General features: G+C 66.9%; 15 protein-coding genes. 11 read left to right on the top strand and 4 right to left on the bottom strand.

From position 1 onward, the window contains the following. The first annotated feature begins 61 nt into the window (after positions 1-61). From G3O00_RS05055 to G3O00_RS05020, 8 genes are all read left to right on the top strand, one after another. The gene (locus G3O00_RS05055; RefSeq protein WP_011349512.1) at positions 62-751 is read left to right on the top strand and encodes a response regulator; all 690 of its coding nucleotides are present in this window, start codon (positions 62-64) and stop codon (positions 749-751) included. A gap of 32 nt (positions 752-783) precedes the next feature. After that, positions 784-1,005, top strand: a complete 222-nt coding sequence (locus G3O00_RS05050) for a hypothetical protein (RefSeq protein ID WP_174932925.1) — start codon at positions 784-786, stop codon at positions 1,003-1,005. A gap of 124 nt (positions 1,006-1,129) precedes the next feature. After that, the gene (locus G3O00_RS05045; RefSeq protein WP_206142281.1) at positions 1,130-1,642 is read left to right on the top strand and encodes a DUF3331 domain-containing protein; all 513 of its coding nucleotides are present in this window, start codon (positions 1,130-1,132) and stop codon (positions 1,640-1,642) included. Between the two features lie 137 nt (positions 1,643-1,779). Further along, on the top strand, positions 1,780-3,354 hold the full coding sequence (locus tag G3O00_RS05040) for a Na+/H+ antiporter (RefSeq protein ID WP_206142280.1): 1,575 nt from the start codon (positions 1,780-1,782) through the stop codon (positions 3,352-3,354). A gap of 145 nt (positions 3,355-3,499) precedes the next feature. Next, complete coding sequence (locus tag G3O00_RS05035; protein WP_241024958.1) at positions 3,500-4,126, top strand: paraquat-inducible protein A; 627 nt, start codon at positions 3,500-3,502, stop codon at positions 4,124-4,126. Beyond that, positions 4,123-4,770, top strand: coding sequence for a paraquat-inducible protein A (locus tag G3O00_RS05030; RefSeq protein ID WP_206142278.1), 648 nt, complete (start codon positions 4,123-4,125; stop codon positions 4,768-4,770). Before G3O00_RS05035 ends, G3O00_RS05030 begins: the two co-directional genes overlap by 4 nt. Continuing rightward, positions 4,767-6,437, top strand: coding sequence for an MlaD family protein (locus G3O00_RS05025; RefSeq protein WP_206142277.1), 1,671 nt, complete (start codon positions 4,767-4,769; stop codon positions 6,435-6,437). Before G3O00_RS05030 ends, G3O00_RS05025 begins: the two co-directional genes overlap by 4 nt. Beyond that, positions 6,434-7,075, top strand: coding sequence for a PqiC family protein (locus tag G3O00_RS05020; RefSeq protein ID WP_206142276.1), 642 nt, complete (start codon positions 6,434-6,436; stop codon positions 7,073-7,075). The genes G3O00_RS05025 and G3O00_RS05020 overlap by 4 nt, the downstream gene beginning before the upstream one ends. Before the next feature lie 87 nt (positions 7,076-7,162). Here G3O00_RS05020 and G3O00_RS05015 read toward each other — a convergent pair whose 3' ends face one another. Together G3O00_RS05015 and G3O00_RS05010 are read right to left on the bottom strand one after the other, a co-directional pair. After that, positions 7,163-8,323, bottom strand: a complete 1,161-nt coding sequence (locus G3O00_RS05015) for an AraC family transcriptional regulator (protein ID WP_206142307.1) — start codon at positions 8,321-8,323, stop codon at positions 7,163-7,165. An 11-nt stretch (positions 8,324-8,334) separates the two neighbouring features. Next, positions 8,335-9,969, bottom strand: coding sequence for an AMP-binding protein (locus G3O00_RS05010; RefSeq protein ID WP_206142275.1), 1,635 nt, complete (start codon positions 9,967-9,969; stop codon positions 8,335-8,337). A gap of 301 nt (positions 9,970-10,270) precedes the next feature. Between G3O00_RS05010 and G3O00_RS05005 the strand changes: the two genes are divergently transcribed. The 3 genes from G3O00_RS05005 to G3O00_RS04995 all read left to right on the top strand — a co-directional run bounded on the left by G3O00_RS05005 (position 10,271) and on the right by G3O00_RS04995 (position 13,047). Further along, positions 10,271-11,062, top strand: coding sequence for an HAD-IIB family hydrolase (locus G3O00_RS05005; RefSeq protein ID WP_174933147.1), 792 nt, complete (start codon positions 10,271-10,273; stop codon positions 11,060-11,062). 289 nt (positions 11,063-11,351) lie between these two features. After that, positions 11,352-11,807, top strand: a complete 456-nt coding sequence (locus tag G3O00_RS05000) for a carboxymuconolactone decarboxylase family protein (RefSeq protein ID WP_174932404.1) — start codon at positions 11,352-11,354, stop codon at positions 11,805-11,807. A gap of 139 nt (positions 11,808-11,946) precedes the next feature. After that, positions 11,947-13,047 (top strand): AraC family transcriptional regulator, encoded by a 1,101-nt coding sequence (locus G3O00_RS04995; protein ID WP_206142274.1) that lies wholly within the window; start codon positions 11,947-11,949, stop codon positions 13,045-13,047. A 28-nt stretch (positions 13,048-13,075) separates the two neighbouring features. Here G3O00_RS04995 and G3O00_RS04990 read toward each other — a convergent pair whose 3' ends face one another. Next, positions 13,076-14,581 (bottom strand): HAMP domain-containing sensor histidine kinase, encoded by a 1,506-nt coding sequence (locus tag G3O00_RS04990; RefSeq protein WP_174932945.1) that lies wholly within the window; start codon positions 14,579-14,581, stop codon positions 13,076-13,078. Next, positions 14,581-15,300 carry a response regulator transcription factor gene (locus G3O00_RS04985; protein WP_039353478.1) on the bottom strand — a complete coding sequence of 240 codons (720 nt, stop codon included), beginning with the start codon at positions 15,298-15,300 and terminating at the stop codon, positions 14,581-14,583. Before G3O00_RS04985 ends, G3O00_RS04990 begins: the two co-directional genes overlap by 1 nt. Positions 15,301-15,619: the final 319 nt, after the last annotated feature.

The raw sequence follows: 15,619 nt of genomic DNA, 5'->3' as shown, positions 1-15,619 counted from the left end.
GGCGGCGCACGTGCTGCGCCGCCGGCCCACCTACCGGTCACGCTCACTTCCAGTGAACCCGATGAACCCTCTGATACTCATTGCCGAAGACGATCCGGAGATCGCCGAAATACTCGACGCGTACCTCGCCCACGACGGCTTTCGCACCTATCGCGTCGGTCACGGCCAGGCCGTGCTCGACGTGCAGCCCGTGCTGAAGCCCGACCTGATCCTGCTCGACGTCAGGATGCCGCAGAAGGATGGCTGGGAAGTCCTGGTCGAACTGCGTCGCCGCGTCGACACGCCGATCGTCATCATCACGGCGCTCGACCGCGAGATCGATCGCTTGCAGGGGCTGCGTTTCGGCGCGGACGACTACATCACGAAGCCGTTCAATCCGGCCGAGGTGGTCGCACGCATCCGCGCGATCCTGCGTCGTCTCGAAACAGCCTCGTCCGGGCGTTTCATCAAGGTCGGCAACCTTGAAATCGACACGCAAAGCTACCTGACCACGGTCCGCACAGACAGCGGAGAAACCGGCGTCTCGCTGACGCTGACCGAATTCCGGCTGCTCGCGCACCTGGCCGGGTCGCCGAACCGCGTGTTCACGCGCAGCGAACTGATCGACGCCTGCCTCGCCGACGTCGATGCGCTCGAGCGCACCGTCGACAGCCATATCAGCCGGCTGCGCAAGAAACTCGAATGCGCGGGCGCGTCCGGGACGCCGGAGGTCATGCGCGGCGTCGGCTACCGGCTGCGCAGCACCCAGTGAATGCATGTCATGGATCGCGGCTGCGCATGGCGATGATGGTCGGACTCCTGACGATTTCCGTCGTGCTGACGATCGCGACCGGCTGGTTCGTCGTCTACGGTCTGTTTCTCGCCGTTTCGTCTGCTGCGACCGACAACCCGGTCGCGGTCGTGATCCGTGAGACGCCGAGCTACCTGATGCTCGCCGCCGTGCTGCTGACCGCACTGGTCGCAACGGTCGTCGACCTCGTCAGGCTGGCGCGCAGAACGGGCTGATGGCAGCAGGCCGACGCGCATTGCACGCCTGCGGCCACGCTGCGATTCCGCTGTTTTTGAATCGTTATCGGAAACCTTCTTTTCCAGAGATCTGATCAACTGCATGCGCGCAGCGAGGTACGAAATGAGCAATCAGGCAAATGTCTCTTCGTCAATCGATGGCGATTCTCGCGAACAGGAACGAAGCGATGATCCACCCGTTGGCTGCGCAAAGTTGATTCCGATCGACGCAATCGAACCCGAGCAACGCTGGCGCCACATGATGCACGCGCTCAACACCTGCAGCGACGGCACGCGAATCAACCGGCTGCGCAGGGATTGCGTGGTCGATTCACGTAGAAAAATGCCTTCGGGCGATCGATCGAAGTGCAGCGCAGCGATCGATATCCTCGATCAACCGACGGCCAGCACGGTGGTGCTTTCGTGGCGGGATTCAACTGGCGGACATTACGGCTATCAGAATTGGCATAAAGGATTTGCCAGACGGCCAGGGTTATGCGCGATGAGCGGCATGCCCATCACCCCGGGTGACGAGATTTTTCGGCCAAGCGTGCGGAATGGCCGACCGACGAACTGGTCCGCGATGATCCTCGCGATTCACATCTCCTGCATCGACTTTGCCCGGATCACGAAATAGAAGGCGCGCCCTTCAAACGCCCTGCCGGACGCCGAAGCTGTCCGGCCCCTGGAACCCGGCCTCTCATCGCGCCTTCCGTCCGGCTGAAGCGCTCATGGGCAGCCCACCGCTCAAGCGCTGACAACAGAACCCTCACCATGGCCATTTTCGAATTGATGATCGCGCTGCTGCTGGCGATCCTTGTCTTGCACTATGTCGGGCACAAGCTCGGGCTCCCTCCCGCCGTCGCCCTGATCATCGGCGGCGGTTTCATCGCCTTTCTGCCCGGCCTGCCCGAGGTGCATATCGACCCGGAACTGGTGCTGGTGATTTTCCTGCCCCCGTTGCTGATGGACAGTGCCCTTGGCATTTCGCTCGACCATCTGCGCCGGCACATGCTGGGCGTCGGGGCGCTGGCGATCGGTGCGGTGCTCTTCACGACCGTCGTGGTGGCCCTCGTCACTCACTGGCTCGTGCCCTCCCTGCCCTGGGCGGCCTGCGCGGCCCTGGGCGCACTGGTCGCGCCGCCGGATGCCGTATCGGCCCGCGCCGCGCTGCAGCAAGTGAAACTGCCGCGCCGCCTCCTGATCCTCCTGGAGGGAGAGAGCCTGTTCAACGATGCGACGGGCCTCGTGCTGTTCCGCTTTGCGGTGGCAGCGGGCGTGACGGGCCTGTTCAGTCCGGCCGAAGCCCTTGGCAGCTTCGCACTGCTGGCACTGGGCGGCGTACTGATCGGCGCCGTCGTGGGGGGCGCCTGGGTGATCCTGATGCGCCATCTCGACGAAGACAGCCTGGTCATCGCCGCCAGCCCGCTGTGTGCGTGGGGTTCCTATCTGCTGGCCGAACGCTTCCACGTCTCGGGGGTGATCGCCACCGTGACGACGGGCCTCATCTGTGCGTGGTTCCAGCATCGCGTGCTCAGCGCGTCGGCGCGCCTGTACGGCACGGGCTTCTGGACCGTCACGATCTTCATTCTCGAGGCGTTCGTGTTCCTGATCATCGGCTCCTCGCTGCACGAGTTGATCCAGCGGGGCGACGGACTCGACGCGATGCTCGCGGAGATGGGCGTACCGGTGCTGATCGTCGTTGTTTCCGTCATCGTCGCGCGGTTTGCCTGGGTGTATGTGTCGGACGCCGCGCTCATCCTGTTACGGAAGTTGGGCGTGACCCGCTTCCATCCGCTCGGGCTTTCCGATGCCACGGTCCTGAGCTGGGCCGGCATGCGAGGGGTGATCACCCTGGCGCTCGCCGCCAGCCTCCCGGACAGTTTTCCGGGGCGCGATTTCATCCTCGTCACCGCCATCGCCGTCATCCTCGCCACCGTGCTGGTGCAGGGCCAGACGCTCGGCGCCGTGATCCGATGGACGGGGCTCGCGGCGCCGGAAAGCGACAAGCCTCGCCTGAGCATGAGCGAGGCGGAGGCCGTGATTGCCAAGGTGCAGTACGAGTTGATGGCAAAGCGGGCCTACAACGCGGCAGGCGAACTCGTTCACCCGATGCTCCTGGACATCCACAAGCACAAGGCCGAAGACATGGCCCGCTACGCGCGGCACGCCGACGAATACAAGTCCGAGCTCGACGCGCGTTCGGACACCGTGCTGGAATTGATCGCGGCGGGACGGGCCGAGCTCATGCGCCTCTACCGCGCCGGCGACATCGACGAGCACACGCTGCACGAACTGACACGCGACCTCGATCTCGAGGAACTCCGCGCCATCTCCGCCAAGGCGTGACGAGATCGCGCTCGATGGGGACGCAACGCATTCAGGCCCGCCGCGGCTCCATCATTTCTCCATCGAACCGCACAAAAGCGTCCATCGACGCCGAGCACACTGCGAAGCAAGTCATCGAGTACGCATGCGCGAGCAACACGAACCCATGGACACGTTTCCGACCCTGATCGCCTGCGAGCATTGCGACAGCGTCTACCGACGCCGCGCGCTGGCGCCTCACGAGGTCGCGCGTTGCGAGCGATGTTCCGCCGTGCTGTTTCGATCGAGCTGGCTCGATATCGACCGGTGGCTCGCGCTGGCGATCGCGGCGGGCGTGGTGTTTGCCATCGCCAACCTCTGCCCGATCATGCGGATCAGCGTGCAGGGGCTGCATAGCGAAGCCACGCTGTGGCAATCCGCGCTCGCGCTGGCCCACGGTTTCGCCGCGCCGATCGCGATTCCGACGGCACTGGCCATCGTGGTGGTGCCGTTCCTGCAGATCGCCACGCTGATCTGGTTGCTGGCCTTTGCCCGTGCCGGACATCGCGCGCCCGCATTCGGCCCGCTGATGCGCTTGCTCGTCGCGCTGCGGCCCTGGAGCATGATCGAGGTCGGCTTGCTCGGCATCCTGATCGCCATCATCAAGCTGTCCAGCATCATGCAGATCATTCCCGGTGCCGGCTTGTGGGCCACGGCCGTGTTGATGGTGCTGATCCCGCTGATCGCGGGCCACGATGCGCGCCAGCTGTGGGACTGGGTCGTACCGGTGGAAACGTCCGGAGGCCGCCCGTGAGCCTGCCCGTGCGCGCCAGCCAGTTGGGCATGGTCGGGTGCCATGCGTGCGGCCTCGTCTGCCGCCCCCGCACCTCCGCCGCGCAGGATACCCATTCGCATGCCGCCGAAGCGGAACGCTGCCCGCGCTGCGGGTCCGCGCTGCACGCGCGTCGCTCGAACAGCCTCGTGCGCGCGTGGGCGCTCCTGATCGCCAGCCTGATCTTCTACATTCCGGCCAACCTGTTGCCGGTGATGCGCACCACGCTGCTCGGCAGCCACAGCGAATCGACGATCCTCAGCGGCGTCGTGGTGTTCTGGAAAGGCGGTTCGTACGGCATCGCGTCGGTGATCTTCATCGCGAGCGTCGTCGTGCCATGCACGAAGTTTCTCGCGATCGGCACGTTGCTCGTCACGACGGGCCGGCGCAGCGTGTCGGCCATGCGCGAGCGGGCCGTGCTGTACCGCGCGGTCGAGCTGGTCGGCTACTGGTCGATGCTCGACGTGCTGGTCGTTGCAATCATCTGTGCGCTGGTGAAGTTCGGTCCGCTGTCCGAGATCGAGCCGCGCGCCGGCATTTTGTTTTTCGGCATGGTCGTCATTCTCACGATGCTGTCTGCGATGAGTTATGACCCACGCCTCATTTGGGACGCCGAGGAAGCATGAATCCTGCATCCGGCCCGCAAGGCCTCGAACCCCACGACCCGCCCGTGACACGCAACCGCGCGCGGCTTTCGCTCGTCTGGCTCGTACCGCTCGTCGCGGCATTGATCGGCCTGTCGATGGTGATCCACGCGTGGTTGTCCGTCGGACCGGAAATCACGATCACGTTCAACACCGCGCAAGGCCTCGAAGCCGGCAAGACGCCGGTCAAGTACAAGGACGTCGTGATCGGCACCGTGACCGCGATCACGCTCAGCGACGACAGTTCACACGTGGTCGCCACGGTGTCGTTCGTGAAGAATGCGCGCAACCTGATTCGCGACGACACGCGCTTCTGGGTCGTGCGCCCCCGCGTCGGCATGAGCGGCGTATCGGGCATCGACACGCTGTTTTCCGGCGCGTACATCGGCATGGACACGGGCCGCTCGGAAAATTCGCGGAAGGCCTACACCGGGCTCGAAACGCCGCCGACCGTCATCAACGGCACGCCGGGGACGAGTTTCGCGTTGCGCGCCACCGATCTCGGCTCGCTCGATATCGGTTCGCCGGTCTATTACCGCCATCTGATGGTGGGCCACGTCGCGTCGTACAAGCTCGACATGCAGAGCCGCGACATGAACCTGCAGGTGTTCATCGATGCGCCGTACGATCGCCTGGTGACGACCGATACGCGCTTCTGGAATGCGAGCGGCATGGATCTGTCGCTCGACGCGAACGGCCTGAAGCTGAAGACCCAGTCGGTCGCGACGATCGTGGGCGGCGGCATCGCGTTCGCGACACCGGAAGACAGCGATGCGGCGGCCGCCCGTGCAGGCCGCCTGTTTACGCTCGCCGACAACGAAACTGCCGCGATGGCCGTGCCGGACGGGCCGTCCCAGCTCATCCGGCTGCGCTTCGAACAGCCGTTGCGCGGGCTCGCGGTCGGCGCGCCCGTGGAATTTTCCGGCATCGACATGGGCAAGGTCGTCTCGACCCAGCTCGACTTCGACCGGTCCACCCGGCGCTTCCAGTCCATCGTCATGGTGAAGGTCTATCCGTATCGGCTCGGCCCCGTCATCGAGAAGCTGCAGAAGACCGAAGGCAACGGCAATCCGCGCGCGGCCCAGTTCCTCGCGGGCCTGGTCGAGCATGGGCTCCGTGCGCAGGCGCGTACCGGCAACCTGCTGACGGAGCAGCTCTACATTTCGTTCGATTTCGTGAAAAACGCGCCGAAGGTGCCGTTCGATGCGAATGCGACGCCGCTGACCCTGCCCACCGTGCCGAGTACCTTCGACAAGCTGCCGGAGCAGCTCGCCGACATTGTCGACAAGATCAACAAGATGCCGCTGGATTCGATCGGCAAGCATGTCGATTCGAGCCTGACGAGCCTGGACGCGACGCTCAAGCAGGTCAACGGCCAGCTGCTGCCGTCGACGACGCGCATGCTCGACCAGGCGAACCAGACGTTCGGCACGTTGCGCCAGGGCATCGCCGACGACGGCCCGCTTCAGGAAAACCTGACGAACACGCTGACCGAAGTCCAGCGTACCGCCCGCTCGTTGCGCACGCTCACCGACATGCTGGGCCGCCGTCCCGAATCGCTGCTCCGGGGGACCGGGGCCGATCACGCGCCGAGCGCGCCTGTCGCCCCTTCAACCTCGCCTGTCCAGCAGGAGCCACGACAACCATGAACTTCCCGATTCGCGCCAGGACGATCGCCCTGGGCGCCGGCGCCGTCATCGCGCTGACCGCCTGCGCGTCGAACCCGGTGCATTACTACACGCTCGTCTCGCCGGCCACGGCCACGTTCACATCCACGACGCCGACAACCGCGCGCGCCGCCGCGCCGCTGGCGATCAACGTGTTGCCGGTCGGCATCCCCGCCCAGCTCGACCAGCAGCAGATGGTCGTGCGCAGCGGCACGGGCACCGCGGTGATACTCGACAACGAACGCTGGGTTGCGCCGCTCGGCGACGAGCTGCGCGCGGCGCTTTCGTCGGCGCTCGTCGAGCAACTGGGCGCGCGCAACGTCACCGGCCTGCCGCGTCCGTCGAACCAGACCGTCATGAGCATCCGCACGCAGGTGCGCCGCTTCGATGCGTGGCCCGGGCGCATGGCCCAGTTCGAAGCCGATTGGGTCGTCGGCGTGCAGCAGGACACGTCGGGCACGCGCATTTCGTGCAGCACGCGGCTCAACGAGGCCGCCCCTGGAAACTATGCGGACATGGTGCGCGTGCAACAGCGCATGATCGAGCAGTTCGCCGCGCGGATCGCGAGCACGGTGCGCAGCTTCGGCAACGGGCGCCCTGCCTGTCCGTCGGATTCGTAAACCGTCCCGCCCAGGGGAGCCGTCCATGGGAGCGCGCGAAGGTATACGGTTATGGGAACCGGCTACCTTGAAGCTTGACGCGCCTTGTTACGCGCGCCGCCGGTAAGTGCCCGGCGTGCTCCCGGTCCAGTGCCGGAACGCGCGATGGAACGCGCTCGGATCGTCGAAGCCGATGTCGGCGCCGATCGCCGCGATCGTATCGGGCGTATCGGTCAGCCGCTGGATCGCGATGTCGCGTCGCAGTTCGTCCTTGAGCACCTGGAACGTCGTCCCTTCGGCAGCGAGATGGCGGCTCAGCGTGCGCACCGAGCAATGCAGGTGCTCGGCCGCCTGGTCGATCACCGGCAGGTCAGGCAACGCTTCCGACAGGTACTGCCGCACGCGATGGCACACGAGCTGTTCGCTGAACGATTCGAAGATCCAGTCGCCCGGTGCGCGCGCGAGGAACTTGCGCAGGTTGCGCTTGCTCTGCCGGATCGGCGCGTCGAGGTAGTCCGCGCTGAAGCGCATCAGCGTGCGCTCGCAGTCGAACTGCACGGCGCCGGTGAAGAAGTACAGGTGATCGACCGCATGGCGCGGCCGCGGGCACGCGAACTCGATCTGCAGCAGCGGGATCTTCTGGCCGATCAGCCAGGAGCACACGCCGTGCACGAGCTTGAGCATCAGTTCCTGGCCGAGCGCGCCGATCGGGCCGATAGCGTCGTTCGGGCGCAGCACCGCCTGCGCGACGAGACCGTCGCGCTTCGATTCGACGAAGAAATCGTCGAGCAGGATATGGAAGAATTGCCCGAAACGATGCAGCGCCGTTTCGAGGTTGCGCGCATCGAGCAGGCTCAGGCACAGGTACTTCAGCGTGCCGCCGCGCAGCGGGCGCGAGAAGATGCCGGGCATCTCGTCGTCGAGGTCGATCGCGAGCGTGCGGTACAGCGTCGAGAACTGCTCCTCCGTCACGCGCGCATGCGGTTCGCCGAGCAGCTCGATCGGGATGCCGGCCCCGCGCAGGTAGCGCTCGACCACGTCGCGCTGCACGCCCGCGCTCGCGAGAAAGCCGTTGACGAGCGAGATCGGCACCGTCGCGCTCGGCGACGGCAGCGCACGCCCGGCTGCAGGCCCGGGCTGGGCGGAAAGTGAATCTGAACCGGTCATCGCGTCCCCGTCGATCGAACCGCTCGCATTGTACTTGAGCAGCCCGCGCGGAGCCTTCCGGGCCTTCGGCGCGCCGGATGCTGCTCGGCGCGCCGACGCCATCCGTCGAGGCATCAGTCGGTGCGGCTGAGTTCCCGGCGCAGGATCTTGCCGACGGTCGACTTCGGCAGCCGGTCGACGAAGCGAATCAGCTTCGGCACCTTGTAGCCCGCGAGGCTCTCGCGGCAATGCGCGACGAGCTGCTCTTCCGTGACGGTCGCATCCTGCGCCAGCACCACGAACAGCTTGACGGCCTCCCCCGTGCGCGCGTCCGGCACGCCGATGCATGCGCATTCGGCGACGCCCGGCACCCCGGTGGCCACGGCTTCCACTTCGTTCGGGTACACGTTGAAGCCCGACACGATGATCATGTCCTTCTTGCGGTCGACGATCCGCAGGAACCCGGCTTCGTCGAACACGCCGACGTCGCCGGTGCGGAAATAGCCGTCGGCCGTGAACGCGACCGCATTCGCGTCCGGTTTCTGCCAGTAGCCGCCCATCACCTGCGGCCCCTTCACGCAGATCTCGCCCGCGCTGCCGATCGCCACCTCGTTGTCCTGGTCGTCGAGCAGCTTCACGTCGGTCGACGGCAGCGGCAGGCCCGTGGTGCCCGTGAACGAGTCGATCGCCTGCGGATTGAACGACACGACCGGCGACGTTTCCGACAGCCCGTAGCCCTCGCGGATGAAATTGCCCGTTACGGCCTTCCAGCGCGACGAGATCACGTCGATCACGGCCGCGCCGCCGCCGGCCGACAGCTTCAGCCGCGACCAGTCGATTTCCGTCAGGCGCGGATGGCCGGCGAGCCCCGCGTACAACGTGTTCACGCCGACGAACACCGTCGGCCGCGCGGCCTTCAGCACGTCGATGAAGCCGTCCATGTCGCGCGGGTTCGCGATCAGCCAGTTCTGCGCGCCGATCGCGAAATAGGACAGGAAGTTCACCGTCAGCGCGAAGATGTGATACATCGGGATCGCCGTGACCACGACCTCCTCGCCCGGCGTGCGTGCGGCCGGCACGATCGCCCCGAACTGCTCGATGTTCGCGACGAGGTTGCGGTGCGACAGCGCGGCGCCCTTCGACAGGCCGGTCGTACCGCCCGTGTACTGCAGCAGCAGCAAGTCCGCGCCGCCGAGCGCGACCGGCTCGAACGCGAGCGCTTCCCCGGCGGCAATGGCATCCGCGAGCGGGATCGAACCGGGCGGCAGCGCGTCGCACGTACCGGCCGGCGCATCGACGACGCCGAGATCGCCGCGCCCGACGCTCAGCACGGTGCGCACGCGCGTGCCGCCAACCACCTCGGCGAACGTGCCCATCGACCCGCCGCACACCACGGCGACTTCGACGCCCGCGTCGTTCAGCTGATGCTCGAGTTCGCGCGCCGTGTAAAGCGGGTTCACGTTGACCTGGATCGCGCCGATCTTCGCGACCGCGACGAACGCGACCGGGAACGCGAGCACGTTCGGCAGCATCACGGCCACGCGATCGCCCTTGCGGACGCCCACGACCTGCTGCAGATAGGCCGCCAGCGCGGTCGACAGGCGGTCGACGTCGGCATAGGTGAGCGTGCGGCCATACGAGTGGAACGCCGGGCGATCGGCGTAACGGTGCATCGCGTCGTCCAGCAGCGCGCTTACGGAAGGAAAGCGATCGGCATCGATCTCGGCGGGGATCGAGCCATACGACCCGGTCCAGTGTCTCTTCGTCATGTCTCACTCCACGGGGGACGGCGCGCCGGCCGCGCCGTTCGCACGACGGCCTGCACGCCGGAAAAGCGCGGACCATCGCCTGATCGGCGACTATCGCCCGCGCGGCGCACTTTGAAAATGATCCGGGCGGCCGAAAAGATGATCGAAACGGACATGCGGGGGTGCGGACTTGTCCAGACAACTTTGCCTGCGGACGCTCGAGGCCGCTTATTCCCCGGTGCGAATTGCTAAGCAGGAAGCGGCGTGGCACGGCCACGCGGCCTTCTTCATAATCGACGACCGTCATTCCGCAGTCGAGACCATGCAGCCGCTTGCCCTGGCCCCCGCCGACACCTTCTCGTCCGTCCGCTTCCTGCTGACCGACATGGACGAGACCCTGACCCATCGCGGCCGGCTGGCCGCGCCGACCTATGCGGCACTCGAGCGCTTGCAGGCGCACGGCATCCGCGTGATTCCGGTGACCGCCGCGCCGGCAGGCTGGTGCGACCAGATGGCGCGCATGTGGCCGGTCGACGGCGTGATCGCGGAAAACGGCGGGCTCTTCATCCGGCGCAGCGCGGACGGGCACGGCGCCGAACGCCGTTACTGGCATGCGGACGATGCGCGTGCCGACGCCCGCACCGCACTCTGGCGCATCGCGCGGCAGGTCGAGACGGCCGTACCCGCCGCCCGTCACGCGGACGATCAGGACTTCCGGCTGACCTCGCTCGCCTACGCCCGCACCGGCAGCGACCAGGACGACCGGATACGCGACGCGCTCGTCGCGGCCGGCGCGGACGCAACCATCAACAACCTGTGGATCATCGGGTGGGTCGGCGGGTACGACAAGCTGTCGATGTCGCTGCGCGTGCTGTCCGACACTTTCGGCGTCGACGCCGACTCGGCGCGCGATTGCGTGGCTTATTCCGGCGATTCCACCAACGACGCGCCGATGTTCGGCTACTTCACGCACACGGCCGGCATGAGCACCGTGGTCGAGTATCTGCAGCGGTTGCCTGCGTTGCCGCGCTGGATCACGCAAGGCCCGGGCGGCAGCGGGTTCGTCGAGTTCGCCGACGCGATTCTGCGCATGCGTCCGGACGATCGGGGCTGACCGCTTTCGCGCGTCGACTATCGACTCTTCAGCATGAACAACATACGGGATCCGGCGATTCCTGTCGGCAGGCGCACCTGATACGATCGCTTCGCTTCCGGTTCACCACGGCCGAACGTGCCGCGCGCCGTCGCCCGTGAAGCCACTGCATCCGCACAACGGATCATGCCTGCCCCTACCGGTCCATCCCGCCGTCACATAATCAGGATTACTGCACATATGGTGCAAAAGGCGTCGGCGCGACGGACCGGAACAAGAAGCACAACAACTCTCTCAAAGGTCAGTCGCCATGCCAGAACGCATCTCGTTTGGACAACTCCCCGCCCGGCTGCTCGACGTCGTGCTCAACGTCGAGGAATACGCGAACCACACCGGCCACGATTTCAAGCTCGTGGAACTGGTGCGCGCACGCGTGTCGCAGCTCAACGGCTGCGCCTACTGCCTCGACCGCCACATCAAGGAGGGCATCCACGCGGGCGAAGATCCGCTGCGCTACAACCTGCTGCCCGTGTGGCACGAAACGCCCGCTCTCTACAGCCCGAAAGAGCAGGCGGCGCTACGTTGGGCGGAAGCGCTGACGCTGATCAGCGAGCACGCAATCGACGACGCACTCGTCGACGCGACGCGCGCGCATTTCGATCGCGACGAGCTGGCCACGCTCACGCTGATCGTCGCGCAGATCAACACGTGGAACCGGCTCGCGAAGCCGTTTGCGTGGGAGGCCGGCGTGTTTCAGGCGGGTTGAAGCGGGTTGAAGGCGGTCGACGCCGGTCGCGCCGGGTGGCGCCGGCGCGCGTATCAGGGTGAACCCTGTGGCATTTGGGACCGATCCCGAGCAGAATTGCGTGCCGTAAACGATATCGATTCGGACGCAGGATGTTCCCATGTCGCGCAGTGCGCTCTTGACCCCGACGACCGCCCGCGCAGCCCGCCTGCCGGACGTCGAGACGACCCACGCGTTGCACCAGCAGCGCTTCACGCCGGCCAAGCTGGCCGCGCTGCTCGACGTGGCGGCCCAAGCCGGCCTCGATTCGGTCGCGGTGCTCGACGGCACCGGCCTCACGCCGGCCGCCGTCGCGGACCCGTTCACGCTCACGTCGCCGCTGCAGTTCCTCACGGCCGCGCGCAATGCGGTCGGCCGCTACGACGGCTCCGATCTCGGCGTGCGCGTCGGCCACCGGCTGCACGTCACGAGCTACGGGATGTACGGCTACGCGATGCTGTGTTCGGAATCGCTCGCGCACGCGTTCGAATCGGCCGTCAAATATCACCGGCTCGCGAACGGCATGCTCGCGATCCGCTGGGTCGAACAGGGCGACACCGCGTCGTGGCAGTTTCCCGACCGGCACGAGGTCGCGCTGCCCGATCTCGACGAGCCGCTGTACCGTTTCCTGATCGACATGCAGTTCGCGTTGCATGTAACGATCATCAAGGACGTGATGGGTGCGTGGTGCGTACCGGCACGTGCGCAGTTCGCCCAGCCGCAGCCGGCGCACGCAGCGCTGCTGGCCGATGCGCTCGAATGCCCGATCGCCTTCGACCAGCCGCATCATGTGCTCAGCTACCCGGCCGCGTGGCTCACGCGCGCGCCGCAGCTCGCGAATCCGATTACCGCCGCGCAGGTGTCGTCGCATTGCGCGAGCCTGCTCGATGAATTGCGCAGCCAGGCCGGCATCACGCGGCGCGTGTACCAGGAGCTCACGCGCACGCCCGGGCAATTTCCGGACATCGACGCGATCGCGGACATCCTGTGCATCACGTCGCGCACACTGCGCCGCAAGCTCGAAGCCGAAGGCACGTCATACAGCGAACTGCTGGCGAGCGTGCGCAAGGCGCTCGCGATCGACTATCTCAGCACGACCACGCTCAGCACCGAAGACATCGCCCTGGCGCTCGGCTTCAGCGACGCGGTAGGGTTTCGCCACGCATTCAAGCGCTGGACCGGCGTGACGCCGAGCGACGTGCGGCGCAAGCGCGGCGGTTGAGCGCGGGCGATACCTGCATTGACGACGATCAGTGCCCGTCGCCGACAGCCGGCGTGGCCACCGCCAGCGCGAACTCGAACACCGCACCGCGCCCGGCCCGATCAACCAGCCGGATACTGCTGCCGTTGAGTGCCAGCATCCGGTGCACGATCAGCAGACCGAGCCCGCCGCTCGTCACCGCGCCGCCGCTCATCGGCCGCTGCGGCCGCTGGAACAACCCGTCGCGCCGGGCCGCCGGAATCCCTTCGCCGGTATCGGCCACGGTCACGAGCACGCGGTCGCCGCGCGGCTCCAGCGCGACCTCGACCTCGCCGTGCGCAGGCGTGTGCCGCAACGCGTTGTCGAGCAGGTTGGTCAGCACGCGCTCGATCATCCCGAGATCGGCCGACACGACCGGCACGCGTGGCGGAATCCGCGCATGCAGCGCGACGCCGCGCGCCTGTGCAGTCAGCTCGAATTTCTGGAACACGTCCTGCACGAGATCGACGAGCGAGAACGGCTCGCGCTCGGCCTGCACGCCGCCCGATTCGAGCCGCGCGAGCTCGAACAGCGCCTGCGCGAGCCGGCCGACCTTCGCGCTCTGTGCGAGCGCAATCGACAGGTAGCGCCGCCGTTCGTTCTCGGCGAGTGTGTCCGACTTCAGCGACAGCGTCTCCAGGTAGCCGTGCAGCGACGTGAGCGGCGTGCGCAGGTCATGCGAGATGTTCGTGATCAGTTCGCGCCGCTGCTGGTCCTGGTGCGTCAGCGCGCGCCACTGGTCGCCGATCCGGTCGGCCATCTGCGCAAACGCGGATTCGAGCACGACGATGTCGTCGCCGCGCCGGCCCGGCCGCGAGCGCGGCACCGGCGGCTGCGTGTCGGGCGTGCCGTTCGCGTCGAAGCGGCGCATCGCGTCCGTCAGCCGGCGCAGCGGACGCGTGATGAAGCTGAATGCGGTGAGGCCCGCGAGCAGGCCGAGCAGCGCGACCAGCGCCATCGACCACAATGTCGTGCGCAGCACGTTGCCGGCGTCGACGCGCGCGGCGAGCCGGTCGTGCGCCTCGCCGAGCAGCACCACGTAGATGTAGCCCGACGGCGGCTGCCCCGCGCGCTGCAGCGGCGCGGCGCTGAACACCTTGCGCGCATCGGGGCTGCGCGGGTCATCGCCGAGGATCGGCAGCGGCTCGCCCGCGATGAAGCGCTGCACGGGCGCGAGATCGACGCGGTCGCGCTTCACGTGGCCGGGCGGCGCATCGTCGCCCTTGATGCGCCCCGCGTTGTCGAGCAGATAGACCTCGACGCTCGGGTTCACGCCCATCAACTGGCCGAACAGCGTGCGCACGGCGTCCGGGCGCAGCCCGTTCGCGTCCATCAGCGGCGCGCTGTGGGTCACGCTGTTGACGATATTGGCGGCCAGGTCGCGCGACAGCCCCTGCACGACTTCCTGCTCGCGCATGTCGTTCGCGCGGATCTGCAGCCACGCGGACGCGCCCGAGCATGCAAGCAGCAGCACCGAGAACACGAGCGACAGCCGCTGGGTAAGGGTGAGCTTCATCATGCGTCCCGCTGGCCCGGCGCGGCGAGCTTGTAACCGCGGCCCCATACGGTGAGGATCCGCACGGGCTCGGCCGGATCGGCCTCGATCTTCGCGCGCAACCGGTTGATGTGGGTGTTGACCGTGTGTTCGTAGCCTTCGTGCTGGTAGCCCCACACGGCATTGAGCAGGTCCATCCTCGAGAACACCTTGCCCGGGTGCCGCGCGAAGAAATACAGCAGGTCGAATTCGCGCGGCGTGAGGTCGATGCGCGCGCCGTCGACGCTCGCCTCGCGCGCGATCGGGTCGATCGCCAGCCCCGCGACGTCGAGCGTGCCCGCGTCGATCCGCGAATCGCGCGCGAGCGCATCGACGCGCCGCAGCAACGCCTTCACGCGGGCGACGAGTTCGAGCACGGAGAACGGCTTGGCCAGATAGTCGTCGGCGCCGAGCTCGAGACCCAGGATCCGGTGCACCTCGCTCGAGCGTGCGCTCGTGATGATGATCGGCGTGTAGCGCGTCATCGCGCGCGCGCGCCGGCAGATCTCGAGGCCGTCGACGCCCGGCAGCATCAGGTCGAGGATCAGCGCATCCCAGCCGCCCTGCTCGAGCAGGCGCAGCCCTTCCGCGCCATCCGCGCTGTGCACGACCTCGTAGCGTTCGTCGCGCAGGTGCAGGCTCAGCACGTCGGCGATGTCGGCGTCGTCCTCGACGATCAGGATGCGTTTCGGTTGGTCCATGGCGGCAGGCGGCGGCACGTCGGTGCCGAGGTCGGGTATCGGTTCGGGCCGGCCCCGGTCCGGGCGGCCGGATACGCGGGGGCGAATCGCGGCAATGGGCCGCTCTGCCGCCATTGTGCAAAATTTTGGGGCGGGGAGTGATCACATTTCATTTAACTTTGAATTGTGACTGTGATCCGAGCCAATGCCCGCATGGCTTTCCGCTGCGGCCCCTAAAACGAAACGTCCCTTGCCCCGGCCCGAGCACCAAAAAAACACTCAAAGGCCGACGCGACACGTGCTGAGCGAGGAGCAAGCCCGCGCATCCCGATGAAAGTCC

Source organism: Burkholderia sp. Ac-20384 (assembly GCF_017104605.1).
Classification (GTDB): Bacteria; Pseudomonadota; Gammaproteobacteria; order Burkholderiales; family Burkholderiaceae; genus Burkholderia; species Burkholderia lata.
The sequence above is the reverse complement of the archived record's forward strand: the minus strand, read 5'-3'. Positions and strand labels throughout refer to the sequence as shown.

Excerpts from the sequence above, each read along its gene's own strand:
- G3O00_RS05055 (WP_011349512.1), top strand. The coding sequence starts at position 62 with ATGAACCCTCTGATACTCATTGCCGAAGACGATCCGGAGATCGCCGAA.
- G3O00_RS05050 (WP_174932925.1), top strand. The coding sequence starts at position 784 with ATGATGGTCGGACTCCTGACGATTTCCGTCGTGCTGACGATCGCGACC.
- G3O00_RS05045 (WP_206142281.1), top strand. The coding sequence starts at position 1,130 with ATGAGCAATCAGGCAAATGTCTCTTCGTCAATCGATGGCGATTCTCGC.
- G3O00_RS05040 (WP_206142280.1), top strand. The coding sequence starts at position 1,780 with ATGGCCATTTTCGAATTGATGATCGCGCTGCTGCTGGCGATCCTTGTC.
- G3O00_RS05035 (WP_241024958.1), top strand. The coding sequence starts at position 3,500 with ATGGACACGTTTCCGACCCTGATCGCCTGCGAGCATTGCGACAGCGTC.
- G3O00_RS05025 (WP_206142277.1), top strand. The coding sequence starts at position 4,767 with ATGAATCCTGCATCCGGCCCGCAAGGCCTCGAACCCCACGACCCGCCC.
- G3O00_RS05020 (WP_206142276.1), top strand. The coding sequence starts at position 6,434 with ATGAACTTCCCGATTCGCGCCAGGACGATCGCCCTGGGCGCCGGCGCC.
- G3O00_RS05015 (WP_206142307.1), bottom strand. The coding sequence starts at position 8,323 with ATGGCGTCGGCGCGCCGAGCAGCATCCGGCGCGCCGAAGGCCCGGAAG.
- G3O00_RS05010 (WP_206142275.1), bottom strand. The coding sequence starts at position 9,969 with ATGACGAAGAGACACTGGACCGGGTCGTATGGCTCGATCCCCGCCGAG.
- G3O00_RS05005 (WP_174933147.1), top strand. The coding sequence starts at position 10,271 with ATGCAGCCGCTTGCCCTGGCCCCCGCCGACACCTTCTCGTCCGTCCGC.
- G3O00_RS05000 (WP_174932404.1), top strand. The coding sequence starts at position 11,352 with ATGCCAGAACGCATCTCGTTTGGACAACTCCCCGCCCGGCTGCTCGAC.
- G3O00_RS04995 (WP_206142274.1), top strand. The coding sequence starts at position 11,947 with ATGTCGCGCAGTGCGCTCTTGACCCCGACGACCGCCCGCGCAGCCCGC.
- G3O00_RS04990 (WP_174932945.1), bottom strand. The coding sequence starts at position 14,581 with ATGAAGCTCACCCTTACCCAGCGGCTGTCGCTCGTGTTCTCGGTGCTG.
- G3O00_RS04985 (WP_039353478.1), bottom strand. The coding sequence starts at position 15,300 with ATGGACCAACCGAAACGCATCCTGATCGTCGAGGACGACGCCGACATC.